This is a genomic window from Spirosoma montaniterrae (genome assembly GCF_001988955.1).
Taxonomy (GTDB): Bacteria; Bacteroidota; Bacteroidia; order Cytophagales; family Spirosomataceae; genus Spirosoma; species Spirosoma montaniterrae.
Window position 1 is genome coordinate 986,281 of the sequence record NZ_CP014263.1, and the last position, 21,474, is coordinate 1,007,754.

The window sequence follows — 21,474 nt, forward strand, 5'->3', positions numbered from 1 at the left end:
AAAAATAAATTGAAACGCTGAATCCGTCATAGCCGAAACGTGCGAAGCCGAATAATTATGTCAAGTGAAATCAATAGTAATGCGGCCAACAGGAAATAATAGTACTTATTGCTTAAGACAGCGGCCCGGCGTTGGTCGGCAACACTACCTTTAAGTGATAGCACTGCCGTAATCAACTGGTCGGCGAAGTGTTCGTTAACATCAGCTTCCAAGTACTGCCCCTGTCCATTGCGCACCAGGTTCTGCAAAAAAGTACGATTTAACCGACTTCGTACAATTTGCCGGTCAGCGTCCCGGACAAAGTCACGGCCTGCCCGAATAGATGCGCCCCCTTCGGTGCCGACGCCGACGGTTATGAGCGACAGGCTGTTTCTGCGGAGTTGGTTAAGCGTTGATTGTGCACAGGTTTCATTCGTTTCGCCATCGCTGAACAATAGAATTGCCTGGGCATTCCGGCGTATCGACGGGGTAGTCAGAAGCTTTTGTTGAGCTAATTCGAGCGCATTACAGATAAGTGCCCCCCCACCCGGCAGTACGTTTGTTCGGATGTCGCGAATAACTTGCCGGAGTGCATCGTGGTCGTTCGTTAACGGAGAGAGCAGCAACGGCTCATCAGCGGCCAGAATGATGCCAAAACGGTCGGCGGGTAAGGAGTCACAAAGTTGCTGAACGTCGAATTTGACCCGTTCCAATCGTGTTGGCACCACGTCGTTGGCATCCATCGACCGCGACACGTCAATCACGATAAAAACATCGCGGCTGATGGCGGCTACCTCGCCCTCCGCTTCGCCGAACGACGGGCCCAACAAGGCGATGAGCAGCAGGCTCAGATAACTACTCCGTAAAAAGAACTTAGGAACAACGCCCCAGGCCGACGTACCTAACTGATTTGCCAGCCAGAATGTACGCCAAATGTAAAGACCGTAGAGCAGCACAAACAGGCCAATAAAAATTAATTCGGTTTGGGATAAGGAATAAAGCCAGTTCATTCGGACGTGTAATCATACTGACATAGAACGCACTATGTGGTGTGGCTGTGCTGACGAAAGGGGCGAAATTAGCGAATTAAAAAAGATTTTGTTTGGTATGATTTGCGGAGAACGGTAAATCACACTATCTTTGTGTCCCAATCATTCGGAAAGACGATAATTGGTCCTGGAGAGATGCCTGAGAGGCCGAAAGGAACAGTTTGCTAAACTGTCGTACTGGCAACGGTACCGAGGGTTCGAATCCCTCTCTCTCCGCGAAAGTTATAGCTTTCTTTTCGGGGTGTAGCGTAGCCCGGTATCGCGCCTGCTTTGGGAGCAGGAGGTCGTAGGTTCGAATCCTGCCACCCCGACTACTTAGTAAACAGTCATCAGCCAACAGCGAACAGTGTACACTGATTACTGTTGGCTGATGACTGTTTAGTGTATTGGTCCCGTAGCTCAGTTGGATAGAGCATCTGCCTTCTAAGCAGACGGTCTTTGGTTCGAATCCAAACGGGATCACTTTTTACGTAAAAAGGCTAATCAGTTTTTGAGTAAAAATTGCTCATTTTCAACTGGTTAGCCTTTTTTTTGCTTGTGCTTTGTTAGAATAAATACGATAAAATAAAGTAAATCCGTCCCCCAATCAGGAGGTTGATACGATTCGTTTACGACCAACGCATTTTTGGCCTACCGTCTCGATTATGAAGATAACCGGCCACAAGTCTGAAGCGCAGTTTATGAAGTACATCAAAGTCACGGGCGAACAAAACGCCCGCTTATTACTCGACCATCCTCATGTCAACGGAACCGCAGCAAGGCGGAACACCAATGTAGTACGAACCATGCACAAGGCTGTGTAACACTGAGGAATCTAATGCTAATCTTTGACGAATACGGATTTCTGAAACCCTATGAACCCATTAAAATTGACCTCGACATGCTGGAGCATGTGTTTGTCAGGGAGTTTGCTAACTCGATTACGCGCCAAACCATATTTGAGCAATACCGGGCCTATACCGACCGATTACTGACGCTCTTACCGGGCGGGTTTACGCAGTGGATAGACGGTAGTTTCGTGAGCCGTAAACTTGATCCCAACGATATAGACGTTTTGACGTTTATCGACGCTGACCTGTACAGTCGGCACGAACGGGCATTAAAAGAATTGAAAAATGAATTTGCACAGGGAGCCGGGCGGGTAGATGTTCATTTCATTCGGATATATGCCGAAGGCCACCGCTACCGACCTCATTTTGAATCTGACCGGGTGCAATGGCTATTTGACTGGAGCCGTACCAACACCCGCCCCCGCCGAAACAAAGGATTTCTTGAACTTATAGTCTGTTGAGCCATGCAAGTAGAGGACATTTTAGACGACCTGCCAACGACACCGCACGAACGGGCCGAACTCATTGAACAACTGTTGGAAATGATAGAACATTGGGACGCAGGAATCAAACGCCATGAATCTTACCCGGAACGGGACGAATTCACGATTGACCAGTTCACCGACCAACGAAACAAGTACATCGCGCAATTAGCCGTACTGCTGAATCAATACGGATTGATAGTTCAAATGCCTACTCAACCCACAACCGGGCGGTTAGCGGCCTGACCTGACGCGCTGAATTGCTATGATACAGGAACTTGATGGCTTCGGCCACCCGGTTAGTGGCTCTGATGGTTGACCGCCCCGCGCTGGGGGATGTGGGAACCGTCGTTCGCATCTACCAGACGAACGACCTTAGGCTCAAAAGAGCATGCGTTTAGCCGGGCGGTAGTGTTTTTTTGGTCATAACGCGCAGTAGAGCGTTCATTCGTACTGAGAAATTGGCCGCTATTCTTGGATCATACTATTCTTACATCATCCCACTCTTACAAAATCTCACATTTAGTCACCAAAAAAACGGGTCGGGGAACCACCCACCCGACCCAATGAGTCCGAAGAAGTATAGGGCCACCCCCGCACCGCCCGGCATATTGTTAATCGATTAGCCTTTTTGCTTGATTTTACTTTATCGCCCTGTCATACGTTCGGAGCTTTCTGGGTAGCGGGCACCCTGCACAGTAATCTGGGCAGCAGCATTGTCAATATCACGCAGGTCGTCTGTCGTTAGTTCGATAGATGCGGCTCCGTTGTTTTCGGTCAGGCGATGCAACTTGGTAGTGCCGGGAATCGGTACAATCCACGGTTTTCGGGTTAGCAGCCACGCCAGAGCAATCTGAGCAGGCGTCGCGTTTTTGGCCTGAGCCACACGACTAAGCAAATCGACCAGCGTTTGATTGGCCCGACGCGCTTCCGCCGAAAAACGTGGTACTACATTGCGGAAATCGGTCGGGTCGAACTGGGTGCTGTCATCAATTTTTCCGGTTAAGAACCCTTTACCCAGCGGACTGAACGGCACGAAACCGATACCTAACTCTTCCAGTGTTGGAATAATTTCGACTTCCGGCTCCCGATACCAGAGCGAATACTCACTTTGCAGGGCCGTAACGGGTTGCACAGCATGTGCCCGGCGAATGGTTTGAGGGCCGGCCTCCGACAGCCCGAAGTGCTGCACTTTGCCTTCCTGAATCAGGTCGCGTACTGTACCGGCTACGTCTTCAATCGGCACGTTTGGATCTACGCGGTGTTGGTAAAACAGATCGATGGTTGCCACCCGGAGCCGTTTCAGGGAGGCTTCGGCTACCTTCCGAATATGTTCGGGTCGACTGTTCAGACTACCCCATCGGGCTTCGCCGGGTGCGTTGGGGGCAAAGCCGAACTTGGTGGCAATAACCACTTCCCCTTTAAATGGCTCGAGGGCTTCGCCAACAAGTTCTTCGTTGATGAATGGGCCGTAAACCTCGGCAGTGTCGAAGAACGTAACACCCTGTTCGACAGCGGCCCGTATCAGGGCAATCATGTCGGTTTTATCGGCAGCCGGGCCGTAACCAAAGCTCATGCCCATGCAGCCCAAGCCAATGGCCGATACGTTGAGACTATTTCCGAGTGTGCGTGTTTGCATAAAAGTTTTGGGGCACAGAGATTCACAGAGAAAACAGAGTTACACAGAGATTTTGTAGTTTGTTTCAAAAATCTCTGTGCATCTCCGTATCTTCTCCGTGCATCTCTGTGTAATAAGTTACAGCTTAACCTCCTCTATCCTAAATGGTTGCTTGTAAAACCGCTTGCCAGTGGTTTTGTACAGTGCGTTGGCAACGGCCCCGAACACGGGCGGGAATGGCGGCTCGCCGAGTCCGGTTGGGTCGATGTCGTTCTGTACGAAATGCACCTCAATTTTCTTCGGAGCTTCGTTATGCCGGATCATGCGGTATTGGTCGAAGTTGGTTTGGCCCGATACGCCGTCTTTGTGCGTCAGCCCACCGTACAGCGCGTTGCCGATGCCATCCACAACCGCCCCTTCGACCATGTTGATGGCCGCATCAGGGTTGATGACAATGCCGCAATCGACCGCGCTGAACGCCTGTTCAACGTAGGGTTGCCCGTCGCGCAGGGTCATCTCTACTACGTGGGCCGCGTAGGCGTTGTGGCAGAAATAAGCCGCTACGCCCCGGTTCTTCGCCTTGTTTTCGGGTTTGTCCCAGCCCGATTTTTCGCGCAGCAACGTCAGTACCCCGGCGTAGCGGTCGGCGTCGTAGTCGTTGTTTTTGCCGACGGGGTTTTCTTTGGCCCGTTTCAGCAGGTCGAGCCGGAGTTGAATGGGGTCTTTTCCCATCATCTCGGCCAGTTCGTCTAAGAACGACTGTTCGGCGGCTGCGTTGAAGTTGGAACGTGGTGCCCGGAATGCCCCAATCGTGATGTTCGACGGAATCTCCCAGCTTTCGGCTAAGTAATTGTCTACGGCCCCTGCCGGGAAGCGGTTGGCATGAACCGGATTTTCGGGAATACCCCCGCCCCGGACGTGGAAGCCGATCAGATTCTTATTGGCATCGAGCGCGGCCCGGTACGTAGCGGTGTACATGGGCCGGTAGATGCCATACGTCATATCATCCTCGCGGGTATACACGAGTTTGACCGGAGCCTTCACCTGCCGCGAGATCACGCCCGCTTCGACCATATAATGCGGATAGGCCCTACGACCGAAGCCTCCGCCCATGCGCGTCATCTGAATGTCAAGTTTGTCTTTGGAAATCCCAAAGCGGTTCGCCAGCGTTTCTTCGGCCAGACCCGGTGCCTGCAACGGCCCCACGAACAAGGCTTTGTCCGCCGTTACGTGGGCGAAGCAGTTCATAGGTTCCATACAGTTGTGGGCCAGAAACGGGGCCGTATAGGTACGTTCCAGAATCTGCGCGGCCCCTTTGAACGCCGTTTCGGGGTCGCCGTCTTTGCGGAGCTGGGTGGCGGGTTGTTTGGCCCGTTCCTGCATTTTCTCGAACTGGGCAGCGGTGGTTGCCAAACCGGCGGGCATCAACTCCTCGCGTTTGTTGCCGCGCATGTTGACCATCTCTTTGAAATCGGTCATCGGCTCCCAGTTCACTTTCAGCTTTTTGCGGGCGTTCATCACCTCCCAGGTGCTATTGCCCACCACGGCCACCAGCTCATTAAAGGTGCGGGTCTCGAACATACCCCGTTCGGTGCCATCTTCAAATACCTTGAACGAGAAAACAGCTTTGATGCCCGGCATTTTCAGTACCTGAGCCGCATCGAACGATTTCAGTTTCATGCCAAATGCGGGCGGGTGCTGTACCATCGCAACGAGCATTCCTTCGGTCTGGTAATCAATACCAAACAAGGGTTTGCCCGTTACGACCTTTTTGCCTTCTACGTTTTTCTGCGACTTCCGAACCACCGAGAAGTCTTTCGGAGCTTTGAGTTTCACGTCTTTCGGCACGGCTACCGTAGCGGCTTTGGACGCCATCTCGCCATACGTGGCCGATTTGCCGCTGCTGTGACTCAGCACCCCCGCTTTGGTCGTTACTTCGTCAACCGGAACGCCCCACGTCTGAGCAGCGGCTTCGCGGAGCATCTGCCGGGCCGAGGCTCCGGCCTGACGTAGCGGTTTCCAGTACGCCCGCACCGACTGACTACCGCCCGTAAACTGAAAACCGTATTTGACACCATCGTGCGGGGCCATCTCGACCACCACGTTCTTCCAGTCGGCATCGAGTTCTTCGGCGGTAATCATAGGCAACGAAGTCATCACGTTCTGCCCGAATTCAGGATTCGGACACATCAGTTTGATTACGTTGTCGGGCGTGATACGGATATAGCCGTTTAATTCCTGCCACGCATCAGCGAGCGTTTCTATTTTATCGGCGGCCTGCGCTTTAGCCATCCAGCTAAAACTCAGCAACAGTCCGCCCCCGGCCAGAGCCGACGATTTGAGGAACGAACGCCTATTGAGGGTTGTCTTTTTCATGGTCTGTGAGACCCCACCCCAACCCCTCCCCGTTAGGGAGGGACGAGTAGAAAATTCTATCCCCAAAGCTAACTGTTGGTACGGAAGGCCGACGATTAGCCCCTCACTAACGGGGAGGGGTTGGGGTGGGGTTATTTATTTCGCGGCTGAATGAATAGCTTCTTTAATCCGTAGGTACGTTCCGCAACGGCAGATGTTGCCGCTCATCGCATTGTCGATATCCTCGTCGGTGGGCTTTGGATTCGTTTTAAGCAAACTCACCGCGCTCATAATCTGCCCCGCCTGGCAGTAGCCGCACTGCGCTACGTCGTGGTCGAGCCAGGCTTTCTGTACGGGATGGTCGCCGTTTGCCGACAAGCCTTCGATGGTCGTGATTTCCTGATTCGCTATGGCCGAAAGAGGCAACTGACAGGAGCGCGTGGCGGTGCCGTTGAAGTGAACCGTGCAGGCCCCGCACTGCCCTACGCCACAGCCGTACTTGGTGCCTTTGAGGTTCAGCGTGTCGCGCAAGGCCCACAGCAGGGGCATTTGCGGGTCGGCATTCAGCGTTTGCCGCTTGCCGTTGAGTTTGAAGGTGATGGTTGCCATAAGGTTTGTTTAGTTGCCTACCCGGCTTTGCTCGACGGGCGTGTAACGGTCGCCAAAGATGTTGATTTGTGAAATCGTATCGCCCAGCAAAGGCTTCCAAGCAGTTGCGCCAGGCTAATTGTTGTTCCGTTCGTTTGCCATAACGTAATCCGTTTATTGACACAGTATTACGAAGACAAATCTCGCCTACTTTCTAACGGAAAAATAATAAAAAACAAACAGAGACTTACGAATTTCAAACAGGAACTTTTGCCCAGTTGCCTTAAACACAGGCGGGTAGGCGGGTTCGCCCATACCGAATCTACTTTTTCCTGTACACCTGTTTCCGATCTGCCACTTCAATCACCCTACAGTCAGAATGGTATCGTTGATTTCGTAAATAATGCGATAGGTACCAACCCGAATGCGGTATGCTTCCACGTTGGTCAACTTGATATAGTTGTGAGGACGGGGATTCTGGGCTAACCCGGCAATGGCTGCTTTGATGGACGTGATTAGTTGCCTGTCGAGTTTTTTGAGCTGGCGAATGGCATATTCGGTGATGACAATCGTGTACATTCAGGAAATCTGATTGCTGTGGTGAGCCTCTATTTCCTGAAAAGCTTCATCGAATGGCACCGATTTTCCGCTTCTTTTTTTTGCTTTTTTATACGCGGCAATATCAGCCAACTCCTCGGCATCGGCCACTAATTTCTCGTACTCTTTGACCGGTATCTGCACATAAAGCGGCTTACCCTGACTATCGGTGACGTAGTGAACGTGTAGCATGAGCGAAATTCTTTCTGTTAACAAATATACACTACATCCGTAAAAGCTGTATGCCAGCACGCGCTACGCCACTACGACGATTTTTCTAAACCTTCCGAAAACGGCTGGTCATAAAACCGCTTGCCGGTGGCTTTGTAAAGTGCGTTGGCAACGGCGGCAAAAACGGGCGGATAAGCTGGCTCGCCCATGCCGGTTGGAGCAATCTCGTTTTGTACGAAATGCACGTCGATTTTCTTCGGGGCTTCGTTATGGCGAATCATCCGGTAGCGGTCGAAGTTCTGGGCATCGGGTACGCCCTTGGTGAAGGTCATCTTGCCGAACAGTGCCGTACCCACGCCATCGACCACCGACCCTTCGATCATGTTTTGAGCGGCAATGGGGTTGATCACAATGCCACAGTCAACTGCCGCGCAAACCCGCTGCACAATGGGCTGCCCGTCTTTTATGTCCAACTCAAGCACGTGTGCCGCGTAGGTGTCGTGGTTGAAATAAGCCGCTACACCGAGGTGTTTGGTTTTCTTTTGCCGCTCCCAATCCGACTTCTCACGTACCAGTTCCAGCACCCCGGCGTAACGGTCAGGGTCGTAATCGTTGTTCTTACCAACGGGTTTTTCTTTGGCCCGTTTCAGCAGTTCCAGCCGGAACGCGATGGGGTCTTTCCCGGCTACTTCGGCCAGTTCGTCTAAGAACGACTGTTCGGCGGCTGCCATGAAGTTGGAGCGCGGGGCGCGGAACGAGCCAACCGTGATGTTGGTGTTGATGCTCCAGTCTTCGGCGAGGTAATTGTCCACCGCACCTGCCGGGAAGCGGTCAGGGAAAAGAGGTGGCTCAGGAACGCCCCCGGCCCGCACGTGAAACGCAATCAGGTTGTTGTCGGCATCGAGCGCGGCCCGGTACGTAGCCGAGTACGACGACCGATAAATGCCGGATGTCATGTCGTCTTCGCGGCTGTACACTAATTTGACGGGAGCCTTCATACGTTGCGAAATCAGGGCCGCTTCGAGCAACCAATGGGCATACGACCTTCGCCCAAACCCACCGCCGAGCCGGGTCATCTGAATGTCGATTTTCTCTAACGGCATCCCCAGCCGGGCCGACAGTGCCTTTTCCGTAAACTCCGGCTTTTGCAACGGCCCGATGAGTTCGGCCCGCTCGTCGGTTACGTGGGCGAAGAAGTTCATCGGCTCCATGCAGTTGTGCGCCAGATGCGGGCCGGTGTAGGTTCGTTCGAGTACGTTGGCCGCGTTTTTGAACGCTGTTTCCGGGTCGCCGTCGCGTCGCCGAACGGTGGCCGGTCGGCGGCTGACCTCCGCAATTTTGGCCCGGTGTTCGGCGGTATCTTCGAGTCCTGCCGGGATGGTGGCGGTCACTTTCCGGCCCATCATATCCTTCTTCTCAGTGTATTCGGCAAACGGCTCCCAGGTAATTTTCAGGGCTTTTTTTGCCTGCATCACCTCCCAGGTCGAGTTGCCCACAATGGCGACGACTTCGGGAAATTGGGCAGTATCGAAAAACTGCCGCTCGTAGTCGTCGTGCATGGATTTGACGGTGAACACGTCCCGAATGCCGGGTAGTTGACGGGCGGCTGCATCGTTTACGGCTTTGATTTTCAGTCCAAAAGCAGGCGGATGCACAATCATGGCGATGAGCATGCCGGGCCGCTGCACGTCGATACCGTATAAGGGTTTGCCCGTCACGATTTTCAACCCATCCACGTTTTTGCGGGACGTGCCGACCAGCGTAAAATCTTTTACCGATTTCAAGGAAACATCTTTGGGAACCGGGAGCGTAGCAGCGGCTGAAGCCATTGCGCCATACGTGGCCGACTTGCCGCTTTTGGCGTGGAGCAACGTACCGGCTTTGGTAGTGACCTCATCGAGCGGCACGTTCCAGGCGTTGGCGGCTGCCTGCCGGAGCATCTGCCGGGCCGCAGCACCGGCAGTACGTAGGGGTTTCCAGCCTATGCGGATAGCCTGACTGCCGCCAATAAACTGCCGGGTGAAATGTTTGGTATCCAACCCCGCCTGCTCGATCACAATCGTCTGCCAGTCCACGTCTAACTCTTCGGCTACAATCATCGGCATGGATGTTTTGACCCCCTGCCCGCCTTCGGGATTGGGCGACATAATACGGATAACGTTGTCGGGCGTGATCTGCACAAATCCATTGAGTTCTGTCCAGTTGGCGGGGGCAGAAACACCCGCCCCCGTTGGTACGCCGGACGCCTGGGATTCAGATAGCCAGCTAATACCCAGCAGCATACCGCCACCGGAGAGGGCCGAGACTTTCAGAAACGAACGCCGGTTATAGATGGTTTTGACGGTTTTCATGGCTTTGGCTGATAGAAAGCATGATTATTAAGATCAATCATAAAGATCATAATGGTCTGTGTTCTATCGGTTTGTCTGGTTAAATAACGTTTAGTTTCTGCAACCATTTCTTCACCTCCCGCTTTACTTCGTCAGCACGTTGGCCTTTGATAACCAAGTATTGGCCGTCTCGTTCTACTCCACCTTTTGTTGTAAAGCCTTCTAAGATTTTACTGTCAGGACACAATTCCTTCACCGTCTGAAAACTGCTGCCCACGCCATAGCCAGCATTGGAATTGAACGGAATAACGGTTTTACCACTTAGATCATTTTGTCGCAAAAAGCTTTTCACGGGCGGGGGCAGTTGCATACCCCAGGTCGGAAAACCCACAAACACAACGTCGTATTGTTGAATACTATCAATTTTTGTTTTCAGAGCGGGCAGGAAACCCGTTTCATTTTCCCGCGCTACCTGCTCAACGGTGGTGCGGTAGTCCTGCGGGTAGGGTGTCACCAGTTCGAGCGCAACTAATTTACCGCCAACGTGCTTATGGATGATTTCGGCAATCGCTTTGATATTATTAGTCCGCGACAGATACACAATCAGCACCTTGTCGGGGGCCAATGTAGCGGCTACGGTGGCCCTGCTGTCCGTCTGTTGAGCGGGCGAACAGGCTGAAATCAGCAGAAAAAGAGCCAGTAGCAGGTGCATCGTGGACTGAAGCTTATTTAATGCTCAATTTTGTGCGTGTCGCGTACACTGCTAAACGTCAGGGCCAGGAGTTTCCAATCCTTAGCCTGTTTTGTGTAGACTTCGGTTACGGTAAACTCAACCTTTGCTTCACTGCCCCGAACTGTGGATTCCAGCGTAATCCGGCTCCAGATAATAGCGGTGTTGTCCACAATCTCTACGGCCACATCGTGTACATCGGCTTTCCTGTACCAGATTCGCCCGGTTTTGATGATGTCGAGTTCTTCGGCTTTTTTCCAGGTGCCGCTCATGTGAACGAACTTGGCCTCATCGTGAAAGAGCGGAGCCAGCTTGTCTACGTTCTTGTCGGCCATCCACTGCCATTTTTGCTTCGAGAGGTCAATGATTTCCTGTTCGGCCTTTGTCTGCGCGAAGGCCGATGATGCGCCCATGATAAAAATACACAGGTTGATAATCAGGGTTTTCATAAAACGATTGGTTTTTAAGCGATTAAGGTTTGTACGGACTATTTTAGTTTAACAGGCCGCATCAGCTTCGAGAACGTTAGCGAACCCATTTTCCACTTGCCGTTTTGATTCACATACACCTCCGTCACCATAAACGGATTGACGACTTCATTGCCGCCCACTACCGCCACTAAGTCAATGTCGTTCAGCAGGATGGCCGTGTTGCCCATCATATTCACGGACGCTCCGTAAACTTCGGCTTCTTTGTACCAAATGCCGCCCATTCGGATAACGTTGAGTTCCTGCGTTTTGCCCCAGCTTCCGCCCATATGAACGAACACCGATTTTTCAGCGAACAGCGTGTCTAACTTGTCCACACTCTTGTCGGACATCCATTTCCATTTGTCTTTCGACAGTTGGAGAACTTCCTGTTCCGCTTTTGTCGGGGTTGCCGGGCTGGTTGTGCTTGACATTGGCAGGCTCGCCTGAGCACGGGATAGCTGTACACTGGCTACGCACAGGAACAAACCAAAAATTGCTTTTATCATTATTGTTTTCATAAGGGCGATGGCTAACGAATAGCAAACAGAAAGGTAAGAGATTCACTCAGACCCGAAACGTTTTGGGGCTTGTTCCGGTCATTTTCTTGAAGAAGTTATTGAAGTAAGTCGGGTAGTCGTAGCCCAGGCCGTAGGCGATTTCCGAAATACTCCAGTCGGTGTGTTGCAGCAACGCTTTGGCTTCGCTGATGACCCGCTCGGCGATGTGGGCCGTAGTAGGGCGGCCCGTCACCTCTTTCACGGCCCGGTTCAGGTGATTGACGTGAACCGACAGCCGGAGGGCGTAATCCTGCGCGGTACGTAGTGTCAGGGGTTTGTTGGGGCTTTCGATGGGAAATTGCCGCTCCAGCAGTTCCAGAAACAACGTAGCAATCCGCGACGCGGCATTCTGAGGTTTTACGAAACCCTCGGACGGTTGCAGCTTCAGCGTTTCGTGAATAATCAGGTTAATGTAGGTACGTATCAGTTCTCCCTTAAAGGCATAATCTGTATCCTGCTCGGCCAGCATCTTCTGAAAGATAGGCGTGATGGTCTCTTTCTGGGCATCGTTGAGCAGGAAAACCGGAGTGCCGCCGATTCGGAACAGGGGCGATTGCAACAGACTTTCGGAGCGGTCGTTGGGTTTTAGAAACTCCTCGGAAAACACACAGGATATGCCCTTCTGTACGTCGGTGAGCCGTTCGACCGAATAGGGAACGTGCGGATTGGCGAAGAACAGCGAAGTTCCTTCCATTTCGATACTCCGATCTGCATAATGAATAACCAGATGCCCCGTACTCAGCACAATTTTATAAAAATCCCGGCGTGTGTAGGGGTGGATTTTGCTAACGGGCAGGTCAACTTCATACACCTTGAAGCCTTTAAGCTTTAGCTCCAGCGAATTGGCCTCGGCGGTCTGCGTATCGGGTTGGTTGTTCATCTGCACGACTGATAAAGTCAAACAAGCTTATTTTGGGCAACAACGGCGTCACGGCAAACAAAGGTAGCTTAGTCAAGTTGCCTTCGAGTAAAGAATATCAAGCAGATGATTATGAAAATCAAACAATAACGTGGAATAAATTTCCGAGCCACTAACTGAAAATGACCATGAGCAACCAATCACGCCGAAATTTCGTTAAAAACACAATAATAGCCGGTTTGACAACTACTCTGCCAACCATGCCCAACCCCGAAACTGCTCCCCCAAACGTGTTTGTACACCACGTACTCTTTTACCTGAAAAACCCCGATAGTAAAGCCGATCAGGCGAAACTGCTGGAAGGACTCAACAAATTAGCTAAATGCCCAACCATTCGTATGGTACACATCGGCACGCCTGCCGCTACCAACCGGGCCGTCATCGACCGGGCATATGCCTACTCGTGGCTGTGCTTTTTCGATAGCCCCGCCGACGAAGAAAGCTACCAAAAACACCCCATCCACGATGACTTTCGCAACAACTACGCGCATCTGTGGGAGAAAGTGGTGATTTACGACGCCGTCGGCCCGAAGCTCTGAATATGACCAACCTGCTGGAACGCTATAAACAGGTAAGGGCGCGTACCGAAGCCATTTGTCAGGGGTTGCAGGCCGAAGATTTTGTGGTGCAGCCCGTTGTCGATGTCAGCCCGCCAAAATGGCATTTAGGCCATACAACCTGGTTTTTTGAAACCTTTATCCTGCAACCCTACGCGGCTGAGTACGCGGTTTTCGACGCGGGATACAATTTCGTCTTCAACAGCTATTACGAGTCGGTCGGAGTCAGGGTGGTACGTACCGACCGGGGAAATCTGAGCCGGCCAACCGTGGCCGACGTGCTGGCCTACCGGGCCTTTGTCGATCAGGCTATGCATCGCTTTCTGGCTGAGGAGACCCGGCCTGACGAACGTCTGAACGCCATGCTGGAATTGGGCCTTAACCACGAAGAGCAGCATCAGGAGTTGCTGATTACCGACATCAAATACATTCTGGGTCATAATCCGCTGCTGCCCGCCTACCCAACCTGCTACGACAAACCAGACGTGCCCCACATCGGCCCGGAGCAGTGGGTTAGCCAGTCGGCAGGCATCTACAACATTGGGGCCAACGGCGACGCGTTTTGTTTCGACAATGAACTGAACCGGCATAAGGTCTATTTGTCGGCTTATCAGATTCGTCAACAACTCGTTAGTAATGCTGAGTATCTGGCGTTTATCGAAGCTGGGGGCTACACCGACTTTCGGCACTGGCACGCCGAAGGGTGGGAGTGGGTGAAGGCAAATCGAATCGACGCCCCGCTCTACTGGCATCGGATAGATGGCGTATGGCATCATTACACGCCGGAAGGGTTGATGCAACTACCTCTCGATGAGCCGGTTTGCCACGTCAGTTATTACGAAGCCTGGGCCTACGCTCAATGGCGGGGGCTGCGCCTGCCTACGGAAGCCGAATGGGAAACCGCACAGGCTCAATTGCAGTGGGGCTCGCGCTGGGAATGGACCGAAAGTGCTTACCTGCCTTATCCCGGTTTTACAAAAGCCGAAGGAGCCATTGGGGAATACAACGGCAAATTCATGGTTAGTCAGATGGTGTTGCGGGGAGCGTCTGAAGGTACGTCGCCGGGGCATAGTCGCCCTACCTACCGCAATTTTTTTCACCCGCCGTTACGCTGGCAGTTTACGGGCATAAGGCTGGCAAGATTTATCTGATTTATCGCTATCGTATGGAAGTTACGCTGATCGACAGCCTGTTCCGGCAGGATGTTATCCGGGGGTTATCGGCCCCACAGAAGTATTTATTACCCAAGTATTTTTATGATGCTACCGGCGACGCGCTGTTTCAGCAGATTATGCACTGCCCGGAGTATTACCTGACCCGCGCCGAAACCGAAATTCTACAGCAAAAAAGTGGGGAAATCCTGCAAGCCTGCACCGCCACGCTACCCGTGTTCGACATTGTTGAACTGGGCGCGGGCGATGCTTCTAAAACAATCTATCTGTTGCAGGAAGCGTTGGCCCGCCGATGCAGCAGACAGTATATCCCGATTGATATTTCGGCCAGCATGATCGCGCACCTCAACCGGAGCTTACCGGCGCAGTTGCCGGGTATGCGCGTTAGTGGCCTCTGCGGAGAATACATCCCGATGCTGGCGCACTTGCAGACCAGCCAACCTACGCCAAAGTTGGTTTTGTTTCTGGGGGCAACCATCGGCAATTTGCTTCCCGACGAGGCTTCAGCGTTTTTTCGGTCGTTGCATACGTTCCTGAACCCCGGCGATTATGTACTGACCGGATTCGATTTGAAAAAAAATCCGCAACTGATCTTAGACGCTTACAACGATAAAGGCGGGCTTACGCGGGCTTTCAATCTCAACCTGCTGGAACGTATCAACCGGGAGTTGGGCGGCAATTTTGAGGCAGATGCGTTTAATCATTTCCCCGTCTATGACCCCATGAGCGGAGCCTGTAAAAGCTATCTTATCAGTACCTGTCAACAACGGGTAACATTAGACGACGGCACCCATTTCGACTTCGACCGCAACGAACCCATTTACATGGAAGTATCGCAAAAATACAGCGTTGCTGAAATAGGCCAACTGGGGCGAAAAGCCGGTTTTACACCCGTTGAAACGTATTTTGATAGTGAGCGGTTATTTGCCGATGTGCTTTTTACTGTAGCATACCCATGAAGGCGGCTATCTTATACAACCCTGGCGCGGCTGACCAGTTTCGGTTGGAAGAACGACCAATACCAACTCCTCAGGACGGACAGGTACTGATTCGGGTAAAAGCCTTTGGGCTGAATCGTTCGGAGTTGATGACGCGCAAGGGATTGTCGCCCAATGTCCGGTTTCCGCGTGTGCTGGGCATCGAATGTGTGGGCGAGGTAGCGCATGACCCAACGGGCGAATACGCACCCGGTCAGCAGGTTGCGGCTTTGATGGGCGGCATGGGCCGTGATTTCGATGGCAGTTATGCCGAATATACCGTTGTGCCTACATCCATTATTTATCCGTTTCGGAGTACGCTTTCCTGGGCGCAGTTGGGGGCCATCCCCGAAATGTTTCAGACGGTGTATGGCTCGTTGCAGTTGTCGCTTCGCATTCAGCCGGGCGAAACAGTATTGATTCGGGGTGGTACGTCGTCGGTGGGAATGCTTGCTACACAACTTGCCAAAAACGAAGGACTAACGGTGCTGACTACCACCCGAAACGGGGATAAGAAAGCACTGTTGGTAGCCAATGGAGCCGATTATGTGCTGATTGACGACGGCAATCTGCGCGGTCAGGTGAGGAGTATTTTTCCGCAAGGGGTCGATAAGGTGCTGGAACTGGTAGGGGCGAGCACGCTACAGGATTCGTTGCAGTGTGTGAGGCCCGGCGGAACGGCCTGTATGACGGGGATGCTGTCTGAAACCTGGTCTATCGACAACTTTGCCCCGATGGAATTTATCCCCGCAACCGTACATCTGACCATTTATGACAGCGGCCAAATCAGAAGCTCTCCGGATGTATTTCAGCAGTTTATCAACGACGTAGAAACGGGCCGGGTCAAGCTCACGATAAGTCAGGTATTCCGGCTCGATGAGATTGCTCAGGCGCACCGGCTGATGGAACAGAATCAGGCGAGTGGAAAGATTGTCGTGCTGACCTGATTTTCGTTAGTGAGACGTAACGGGGTGACGGCTGACGCAGGTGAGACGCAAAGGGTTGCGTCTCTACGCCGGATGGTCTACTGTAGAGACGCAACCCTTTGCGTCTCTTTCGCGCCAGCCATTACCCCGTTGCGTCTCTACGTACAGGACATTGTACGCCAATTAAGGGAATCCCCCGCTAAGGCAGGGGGAAGGATGTCAACTAACACTATTCAACGCGATACTTACGATTTTCAAACAACGGATGGCTGACTATTATTCAGCTAATGCGCTACTACACATAAATTCTTTCGGGCATAGAGCACTTTTTTTACTTTGGGCCGTTACGTTCCCGCATACAGCTTCGACTCTGTATCAAACCGAAGAATCATGAACAGACTAACTCGTACATTACTGTCCATCGTTACCGTAGGGCTGGTGGCACTGGTCGGCTGCGAACGCAGCGATTCCAACCAGGGCATTGATCCGCAGACAACGGGGGCTGGCGGCACGAATCCGGCCTGCGCGGCATTTCAATATGCCGATACTGTCTTCTACTACCGTGAGCAGACAACCCCTTATCTCGAACTCCCGACTACGGCACAATCGGGCACCTACGGAACCTATCCGCAGGGGCTGAGCATCAACGCTGCCACTGGCGCGATCAACGTCAATGCCAGTGAGTCGGGTCTGAAATACCGGGTGTGGTTCGTGAAAACCGGTACTGCCGACACCTGCACCCGATACGTGACCATTTCGGGCGTCAACTATACCAGCAAAGTCTATCAGCTCTCAGCCAATGATACACTGGCCCGGCCCTTCTACAATGCCATTCGTGCACTGGCTCCGCCCTGTAGCGACGATGACGATGATGATGATGACGACGACGAGGAAGAAGATGAGGACGATGATGATGATGACGACGACGATAACTGTGAGTTTGACGATGGGCGCGACGACGACGACGGCGATGGGCTGGGCGATGAGCCACCCGCTGGTCAGGAAGTGATTCCGCAGGGTATTGCCATCAACAAGCTCGACGGTATCATAGACCTCCGCCAAACGGTGAACAACGGTACGTTCGGTACTACACCTGTGAATGGCAGCTCGAAAAGCGTGCGGATTTATTACCGCCTGAACGATGCCAGCAACAAGACGCTCAATCACATTGACGTTACCTTCCACTGGTATGCCACACTGAGTCAGGTGCCTGCCTCTCTGCTGTCGCAGATTACCACAAAAACCGGGGCTACCCTGCGTGTTGCGGCTACCTCGCTTGCTGCCAGCCGCCCCCGCCCACCCGACATTGTGCTGGTAGGTCGTTAAACAAAAGGTAATATATATAATCCTGTTGCTTTGTTTATATTTGAGCAAGGCAACAGGATTATGCGTATTTACTACTGGGTATTACTACTTAGCCTTAGCCTGCTTGGTGCAGTACTCTACGGGCAGGAAAGTGACGGAGACCGGTTAGCGAGGGCGTGCCATCAGCGGGCTTCGGCTTACTATAATACGCCCAATCCGACTGATGAAACCGATAGCCTTGCGCTACTTTTCTACCGCCGTGCGCTGAAGTATTCCCGCTTAAGCCCAGCCACCGCTGCGTTGGTGTTCGACTGCCATGAGAAAATTGGTATTTACGGGCAAACGTTTGATAATCAACAGGAAGCGTTGCTCAATTATCGGCGGGCCATTGCCATTTGCAGGCAATACAAGTTGTCTGATTCGTTGCTGTTTATCCCGTACCTGTACACCGGCTCGGTGCATTTTTACCAGCAATCATACGATTCGACGACGTATTATTTCGAGCAGGCCGAAAACCTGTTCCAGCGGTATCGCCGACTGCCCGAAGCGCAGCGACTCTTCAATTCGCTGGGGGTGCTGTATCACGAAACCGGCAACTATCGGCAGAGCATCAACTACTTCCAGAAGGCACTGCAACTGATGCTGGCGAAACCCAAAACAGACAGTGCCGCCCTGTACAGCTACAAAAGCAACATCGCAACGGCACTGCGAAACCTGAATCAGTACGATTCGGCGGCCACCATCTACAAAAGCCTGCTGCCCATCACCCAGAACCGAAATAAGCTGTACACCAACCTCGGCATCGTGTACCTCAGCAAACACCAGCCCGCCGAAGCCCTGCGCTATCTGCTGAAGGTGGAAACCGATTCAACCAACGCAATCATTGTGCGTAACGCGCTGGCCGAAACCTACCTACAGCAACTGCGCTATACCAGTGCCGAAACAAGCCTGAACCAGTCTTTGCAGGTAGTGAGCCGGTATGGTAATCAGTCAAAAAAAAACAGCCATGTCGGACTGACCTATAAACTGCTCGGCGACATAGCCCGGCAGCAGAACCAAATCTGGCGTGCCCTGAATTACTACCAGCAATCGATAATTCAGTTAGACCTCGATTTTGCCTCTACCGACGTTTACCGTAATCCACAAAACTATGCGCAGGGTTTCAGCAGCTATCTGCTGTTTGAAAGCCTCGTTGCCAAGGCCGAATGCTGGCGCAGCCTGCACCGGAAACGCCCCAATAACCAGCACCGGCAGGCAGCTATCAGCACGTACCTGTCGGCGTTTCGGCTGGCCGATTACATCGAAAAATCATTCGACAATGAAGAAGCCCGGCTGTTTACGGTGCAGAAAGCCTACCCCGTTTACAAGCAGGTGGTAGCTTTTCTGATACAAACCTATGAAGAAACCGGCGATGCTACCTACCTGAACGAAGCCTTCTGCTGGAGCGAAAAAAGTAAAGCGGCAGTGCTGGCTATCGGGCTGAAAGAAAATGCGGCCAAGTCGATTTCGGGCATTCCCGATTCGCTGCTGTCGCGCGAGCGGAATCTGCACCTGAGCCTGTCGCGGCTGATGATGAAAGTTGAGAACGCCGTTGACGATGCCGAGACCGAAACGCTGACCGGACAGTTGCGCGATACCGAACTGGAACTGTCGCGGCTGACCGACAAACTGCACGACTACCCGGCCTACTATCGGCTGAAATTTAGCTTCGACAGTGTTAACGTAGCTCATCTGCAACGTAATGTGCTGGGAAAGCAAACGGCCCTGCTATCGTATTTCTGGGCCGATACAACGCTGTTTGGTTTTGTACTGACGGCAAAGCAACTTCGGTATTTTCGGGTGTCGCAGCGTTCTTCTCTCAATCAGGCTCTGGGCGGTTTACTTACGCAGTTGAAGACCGTTTCGCCGGGGCGGGCGTTTGGGGGGCACATCTACGCCGAGTCGCTGTATAACAAGCTGGTTCTGCCTGCCGAACCGTATCTGACCACTGTTAAATCATTGATTATAATTCCGCACGATGAACTGACCCTGCTGCCCTTCGAGACGCTCCACGACCATAGCCGGGCCTACCTGCTCGAACGCTTCGACGTGACGTATCAATATGCGGCTTCGTTTCTGCAAAGCCGACTACAAAGTCCGCCCAATCTTGACCAAATGCTCTCGGTTGCCCCTTTCGATAAGCCGACTAATTCAGGTGAATTTGCGCCACTGACGGCTTCCCGGCAGGAAATTAGTTCGCTGGGTGGCGAAAAACTGACCAGCCGGTTTGCTACCAAAGCCAATTTTCTGCGCATGGCCGCCGATTATCCGGTCATTCATCTGGCTACCCACGCCGTTGCCGATAACGTAAACCCGCTACGTTCGTTTATTGCTTTTTACCCTACCAGCTACGCCAGCAACCGGCTTCATGCCCACGAGATCAACTACGGTACGCTGCCCAATACCGAACTGGTTTTTTTGAGTGCATGTGAAACAGCCAGCGGAAAACTGGTTCGGGGTGAGGGGGTTATGAGCCTGTCGAGGGCATTTTCGCTGGCAGGTTGCCCCAATCTCGTTACCTCGCTCTGGAAAGCCGAAGACAATGCCACGGCGTATATCAGCAGCCGGTTTTATCGGCATCTGCGTCAGGGAATGCCTTTTTCGCGGGCGTTGCAGGCAGCCAAATTAGACCTCCTCCGCGACCGGCAGCAGGTTCAGTTTCATTCGCCCCAATACTGGTCGCATCTGATTTACATTGGCACCCCCGCCCGAACCAGTGCATCGTGGGCCGTTTGGTTGCTGCTTACGCTCGGCGGGTTGGGGGCAGGCGGGTGGTTCTGGCGGTATCGGCGCAACAAACAAAAGCGTCTCCCGGCGGGAAACGCTTGACTATGAACATCAGGCACTTAAGGCGTCATGATTCGCTCAGTACGGGCTGCTGCTCCGCCGACCTGGTGCGGCTGAAGCGGGCCAGCACCCAGCGCACGGCGTATTCGGCTGGGAAGAAACACGCATACATGGCCGCAAAAAGCTGATACCGGAAGGTAATGTCCATCACGAACAGGATGCCCCAGTGCATGAGCCAGGCCACCACCGCCCAGCGCATGGCCCACTTACGACTGGCGAGCGCAAACGGCGAACCCAACTCCACCACCATCGTGGTCAAGCCCAGTAGCATAAACAGCAGTGGCTGGTCGTAGAGCCAGTAAATGGCATCGGACGACGACGTGCCGAGAACAATTTTTCGCAGCGTGTCGGTTGCTACCTGATCGCGCATAACCTCGCCCGTTACCCAGCCCAGTCCCGTTGGCCCGGCTAATTTGGCAATGCCCGATAGAAAATACGGTGCCGTAGCCACAGCCATCATCAGTTTGGCAGGCCAGCCGTATTGCCAGTCTACCCGGTTTGGTACGCGCCCGAAAAGCAAGCTTCCAAACCTCGCCCGCCGAACCGAATCGACCGACCACGCATCGGCAGCGGGCGCGAAACCGAGAATCAGTGCGTGCAGCACCACAATATTATCGTTGTGAAAAATCATCGACCACGAGTTACGGTAACACATCGTCAGCAGCAGGAGCAGCGCGAACAAAGGGCCTGTGAGCCGGAATTTCCAGCCTAACAGAAAGGCTACAGTAGCCAGCAGAGTCAGGCCCAGCAGCGCATCGAACAGCAGTGGGGGCAGGGGAGCCGTTAGCCAGCTTACAGCTCCTATTGGTTCAAACAAATCAGCGGTTTGTTGGCTCATTTCGCGGTACATGCCAATGCGTGGTAGCAGATAACCGAGCGTAAACAGGCCCAGCACGATGCGGAGAGCGGCAAGCCGTTCGGCAGGAGCTTCGGCAAACCAGAACTGACGGAGGTGATTCAGGGTATTTTTCATGAT

Annotated in this window: 21 protein-coding genes and 3 tRNA genes; 12 read left to right on the forward strand and 12 right to left on the reverse strand. The window is 52.9% G+C overall.

Annotated elements, in window-relative coordinates; translation table 11 throughout:
• Window positions 1-26: 26 nt before the first annotated feature.
• A complete protein-coding gene (locus AWR27_RS04270) occupies window positions 27-989 on the reverse strand; it encodes a vWA domain-containing protein (protein WP_077130058.1) in 963 nt (320 codons plus the stop codon).
• Between the two features lie 168 nt (window positions 990-1,157).
• Here AWR27_RS04270 and AWR27_RS04275 point away from each other — a divergent pair.
• The 6 genes from AWR27_RS04275 to AWR27_RS04300 all read left to right on the forward strand — a co-directional run bounded on the left by AWR27_RS04275 (window position 1,158) and on the right by AWR27_RS04300 (window position 2,586).
• Window positions 1,158-1,244: transfer RNA gene (locus tag AWR27_RS04275), tRNA-Ser, on the forward strand.
• 21 nt (window positions 1,245-1,265) lie between these two features.
• Window positions 1,266-1,339 (forward strand) — tRNA-Pro (locus tag AWR27_RS04280).
• 77 nt (window positions 1,340-1,416) lie between these two features.
• A tRNA-Arg gene (locus AWR27_RS04285) sits at window positions 1,417-1,490 on the forward strand.
• A gap of 182 nt (window positions 1,491-1,672) precedes the next feature.
• The gene (locus AWR27_RS04290; protein WP_232325973.1) at window positions 1,673-1,831 is read left to right on the forward strand and encodes a hypothetical protein; all 159 of its coding nucleotides are present in this window, start codon (window positions 1,673-1,675) and stop codon (window positions 1,829-1,831) included.
• Window positions 1,832-1,845: 14 nt separating this feature from the next.
• Window positions 1,846-2,319 (forward strand): DUF6932 family protein, encoded by a 474-nt coding sequence (locus AWR27_RS04295; RefSeq protein ID WP_077130059.1) that lies wholly within the window; start codon window positions 1,846-1,848, stop codon window positions 2,317-2,319.
• Window positions 2,320-2,322: 3 nt separating this feature from the next.
• Entirely contained in the window at window positions 2,323-2,586 is a 264-nt protein-coding gene (locus AWR27_RS04300; RefSeq protein ID WP_077130060.1) for a hypothetical protein, read from the forward strand.
• 400 nt (window positions 2,587-2,986) lie between these two features.
• Here the strand turns inward: AWR27_RS04300 and AWR27_RS04305 are convergent, their stop codons facing one another.
• The 10 genes from AWR27_RS04305 to AWR27_RS04350 all read right to left on the reverse strand — a co-directional run bounded on the left by AWR27_RS04305 (window position 2,987) and on the right by AWR27_RS04350 (window position 12,657).
• Window positions 2,987-3,979, reverse strand: a complete 993-nt coding sequence (locus tag AWR27_RS04305) for an aldo/keto reductase (RefSeq protein ID WP_077130061.1) — start codon at window positions 3,977-3,979, stop codon at window positions 2,987-2,989.
• 117 nt (window positions 3,980-4,096) lie between these two features.
• Entirely contained in the window at window positions 4,097-6,334 is a 2,238-nt protein-coding gene (locus AWR27_RS04310; protein ID WP_077130062.1) for a molybdopterin cofactor-binding domain-containing protein, read from the reverse strand.
• Window positions 6,335-6,469: 135 nt separating this feature from the next.
• Complete coding sequence (locus tag AWR27_RS04315) at window positions 6,470-6,922, reverse strand: (2Fe-2S)-binding protein (RefSeq protein WP_077130063.1); 453 nt, start codon at window positions 6,920-6,922, stop codon at window positions 6,470-6,472.
• 342 nt (window positions 6,923-7,264) lie between these two features.
• Window positions 7,265-7,480, reverse strand: a complete 216-nt coding sequence (locus AWR27_RS04320) for a type II toxin-antitoxin system RelE family toxin (RefSeq protein WP_157579131.1) — start codon at window positions 7,478-7,480, stop codon at window positions 7,265-7,267.
• Complete coding sequence (locus AWR27_RS04325) at window positions 7,481-7,690, reverse strand: hypothetical protein (protein WP_077130064.1); 210 nt, start codon at window positions 7,688-7,690, stop codon at window positions 7,481-7,483.
• Between the two features lie 71 nt (window positions 7,691-7,761).
• Entirely contained in the window at window positions 7,762-10,020 is a 2,259-nt protein-coding gene (locus AWR27_RS04330) for a xanthine dehydrogenase family protein molybdopterin-binding subunit (protein WP_077130065.1), read from the reverse strand.
• Between the two features lie 79 nt (window positions 10,021-10,099).
• Window positions 10,100-10,711, reverse strand: a complete 612-nt coding sequence (locus AWR27_RS04335) for a flavodoxin (protein WP_077130066.1) — start codon at window positions 10,709-10,711, stop codon at window positions 10,100-10,102.
• Between the two features lie 17 nt (window positions 10,712-10,728).
• Complete coding sequence (locus AWR27_RS04340) at window positions 10,729-11,178, reverse strand: nuclear transport factor 2 family protein (protein WP_077130067.1); 450 nt, start codon at window positions 11,176-11,178, stop codon at window positions 10,729-10,731.
• A gap of 38 nt (window positions 11,179-11,216) precedes the next feature.
• Complete coding sequence (locus AWR27_RS04345; RefSeq protein WP_083732746.1) at window positions 11,217-11,705, reverse strand: nuclear transport factor 2 family protein; 489 nt, start codon at window positions 11,703-11,705, stop codon at window positions 11,217-11,219.
• Window positions 11,706-11,763: 58 nt separating this feature from the next.
• The gene (locus AWR27_RS04350; RefSeq protein WP_232325974.1) at window positions 11,764-12,657 is read right to left on the reverse strand and encodes a helix-turn-helix domain-containing protein; all 894 of its coding nucleotides are present in this window, start codon (window positions 12,655-12,657) and stop codon (window positions 11,764-11,766) included.
• Window positions 12,658-12,854: 197 nt separating this feature from the next.
• Between AWR27_RS04350 and AWR27_RS04355 the strand changes: the two genes are divergently transcribed.
• The 6 genes from AWR27_RS04355 (at window position 12,855) to AWR27_RS04380 (ending at window position 20,480) form a co-directional block, all read left to right on the forward strand.
• Window positions 12,855-13,214 carry a Dabb family protein gene (locus AWR27_RS04355; protein WP_335695411.1) on the forward strand — a complete coding sequence of 120 codons (360 nt, stop codon included), beginning with the start codon at window positions 12,855-12,857 and terminating at the stop codon, window positions 13,212-13,214.
• Window positions 13,215-13,216: 2 nt separating this feature from the next.
• Complete coding sequence (gene egtB / locus AWR27_RS04360) at window positions 13,217-14,383, forward strand: ergothioneine biosynthesis protein EgtB (protein ID WP_077130069.1); 1,167 nt, start codon at window positions 13,217-13,219, stop codon at window positions 14,381-14,383.
• Window positions 14,384-14,397: 14 nt separating this feature from the next.
• The gene (egtD, locus tag AWR27_RS04365; RefSeq protein WP_077130070.1) at window positions 14,398-15,363 is read left to right on the forward strand and encodes an L-histidine N(alpha)-methyltransferase; all 966 of its coding nucleotides are present in this window, start codon (window positions 14,398-14,400) and stop codon (window positions 15,361-15,363) included.
• Window positions 15,360-16,328: a zinc-binding alcohol dehydrogenase family protein gene (locus AWR27_RS04370; protein WP_077130071.1), complete on the forward strand. Its 969-nt coding sequence runs from the start codon at window positions 15,360-15,362 to the stop codon at window positions 16,326-16,328. Before egtD ends, AWR27_RS04370 begins: the two co-directional genes overlap by 4 nt.
• A gap of 369 nt (window positions 16,329-16,697) precedes the next feature.
• The gene (locus AWR27_RS04375; protein WP_077130072.1) at window positions 16,698-17,633 is read left to right on the forward strand and encodes a hypothetical protein; all 936 of its coding nucleotides are present in this window, start codon (window positions 16,698-16,700) and stop codon (window positions 17,631-17,633) included.
• Between the two features lie 60 nt (window positions 17,634-17,693).
• Window positions 17,694-20,480 (forward strand): CHAT domain-containing protein, encoded by a 2,787-nt coding sequence (locus AWR27_RS04380; protein ID WP_077130073.1) that lies wholly within the window; start codon window positions 17,694-17,696, stop codon window positions 20,478-20,480.
• 25 nt (window positions 20,481-20,505) lie between these two features.
• Here the strand turns inward: AWR27_RS04380 and AWR27_RS04385 are convergent, their stop codons facing one another.
• Window positions 20,506-21,471, reverse strand: a complete 966-nt coding sequence (locus tag AWR27_RS04385) for a hypothetical protein (protein ID WP_077130074.1) — start codon at window positions 21,469-21,471, stop codon at window positions 20,506-20,508.
• Window positions 21,472-21,474 lie beyond the last annotated feature (3 nt).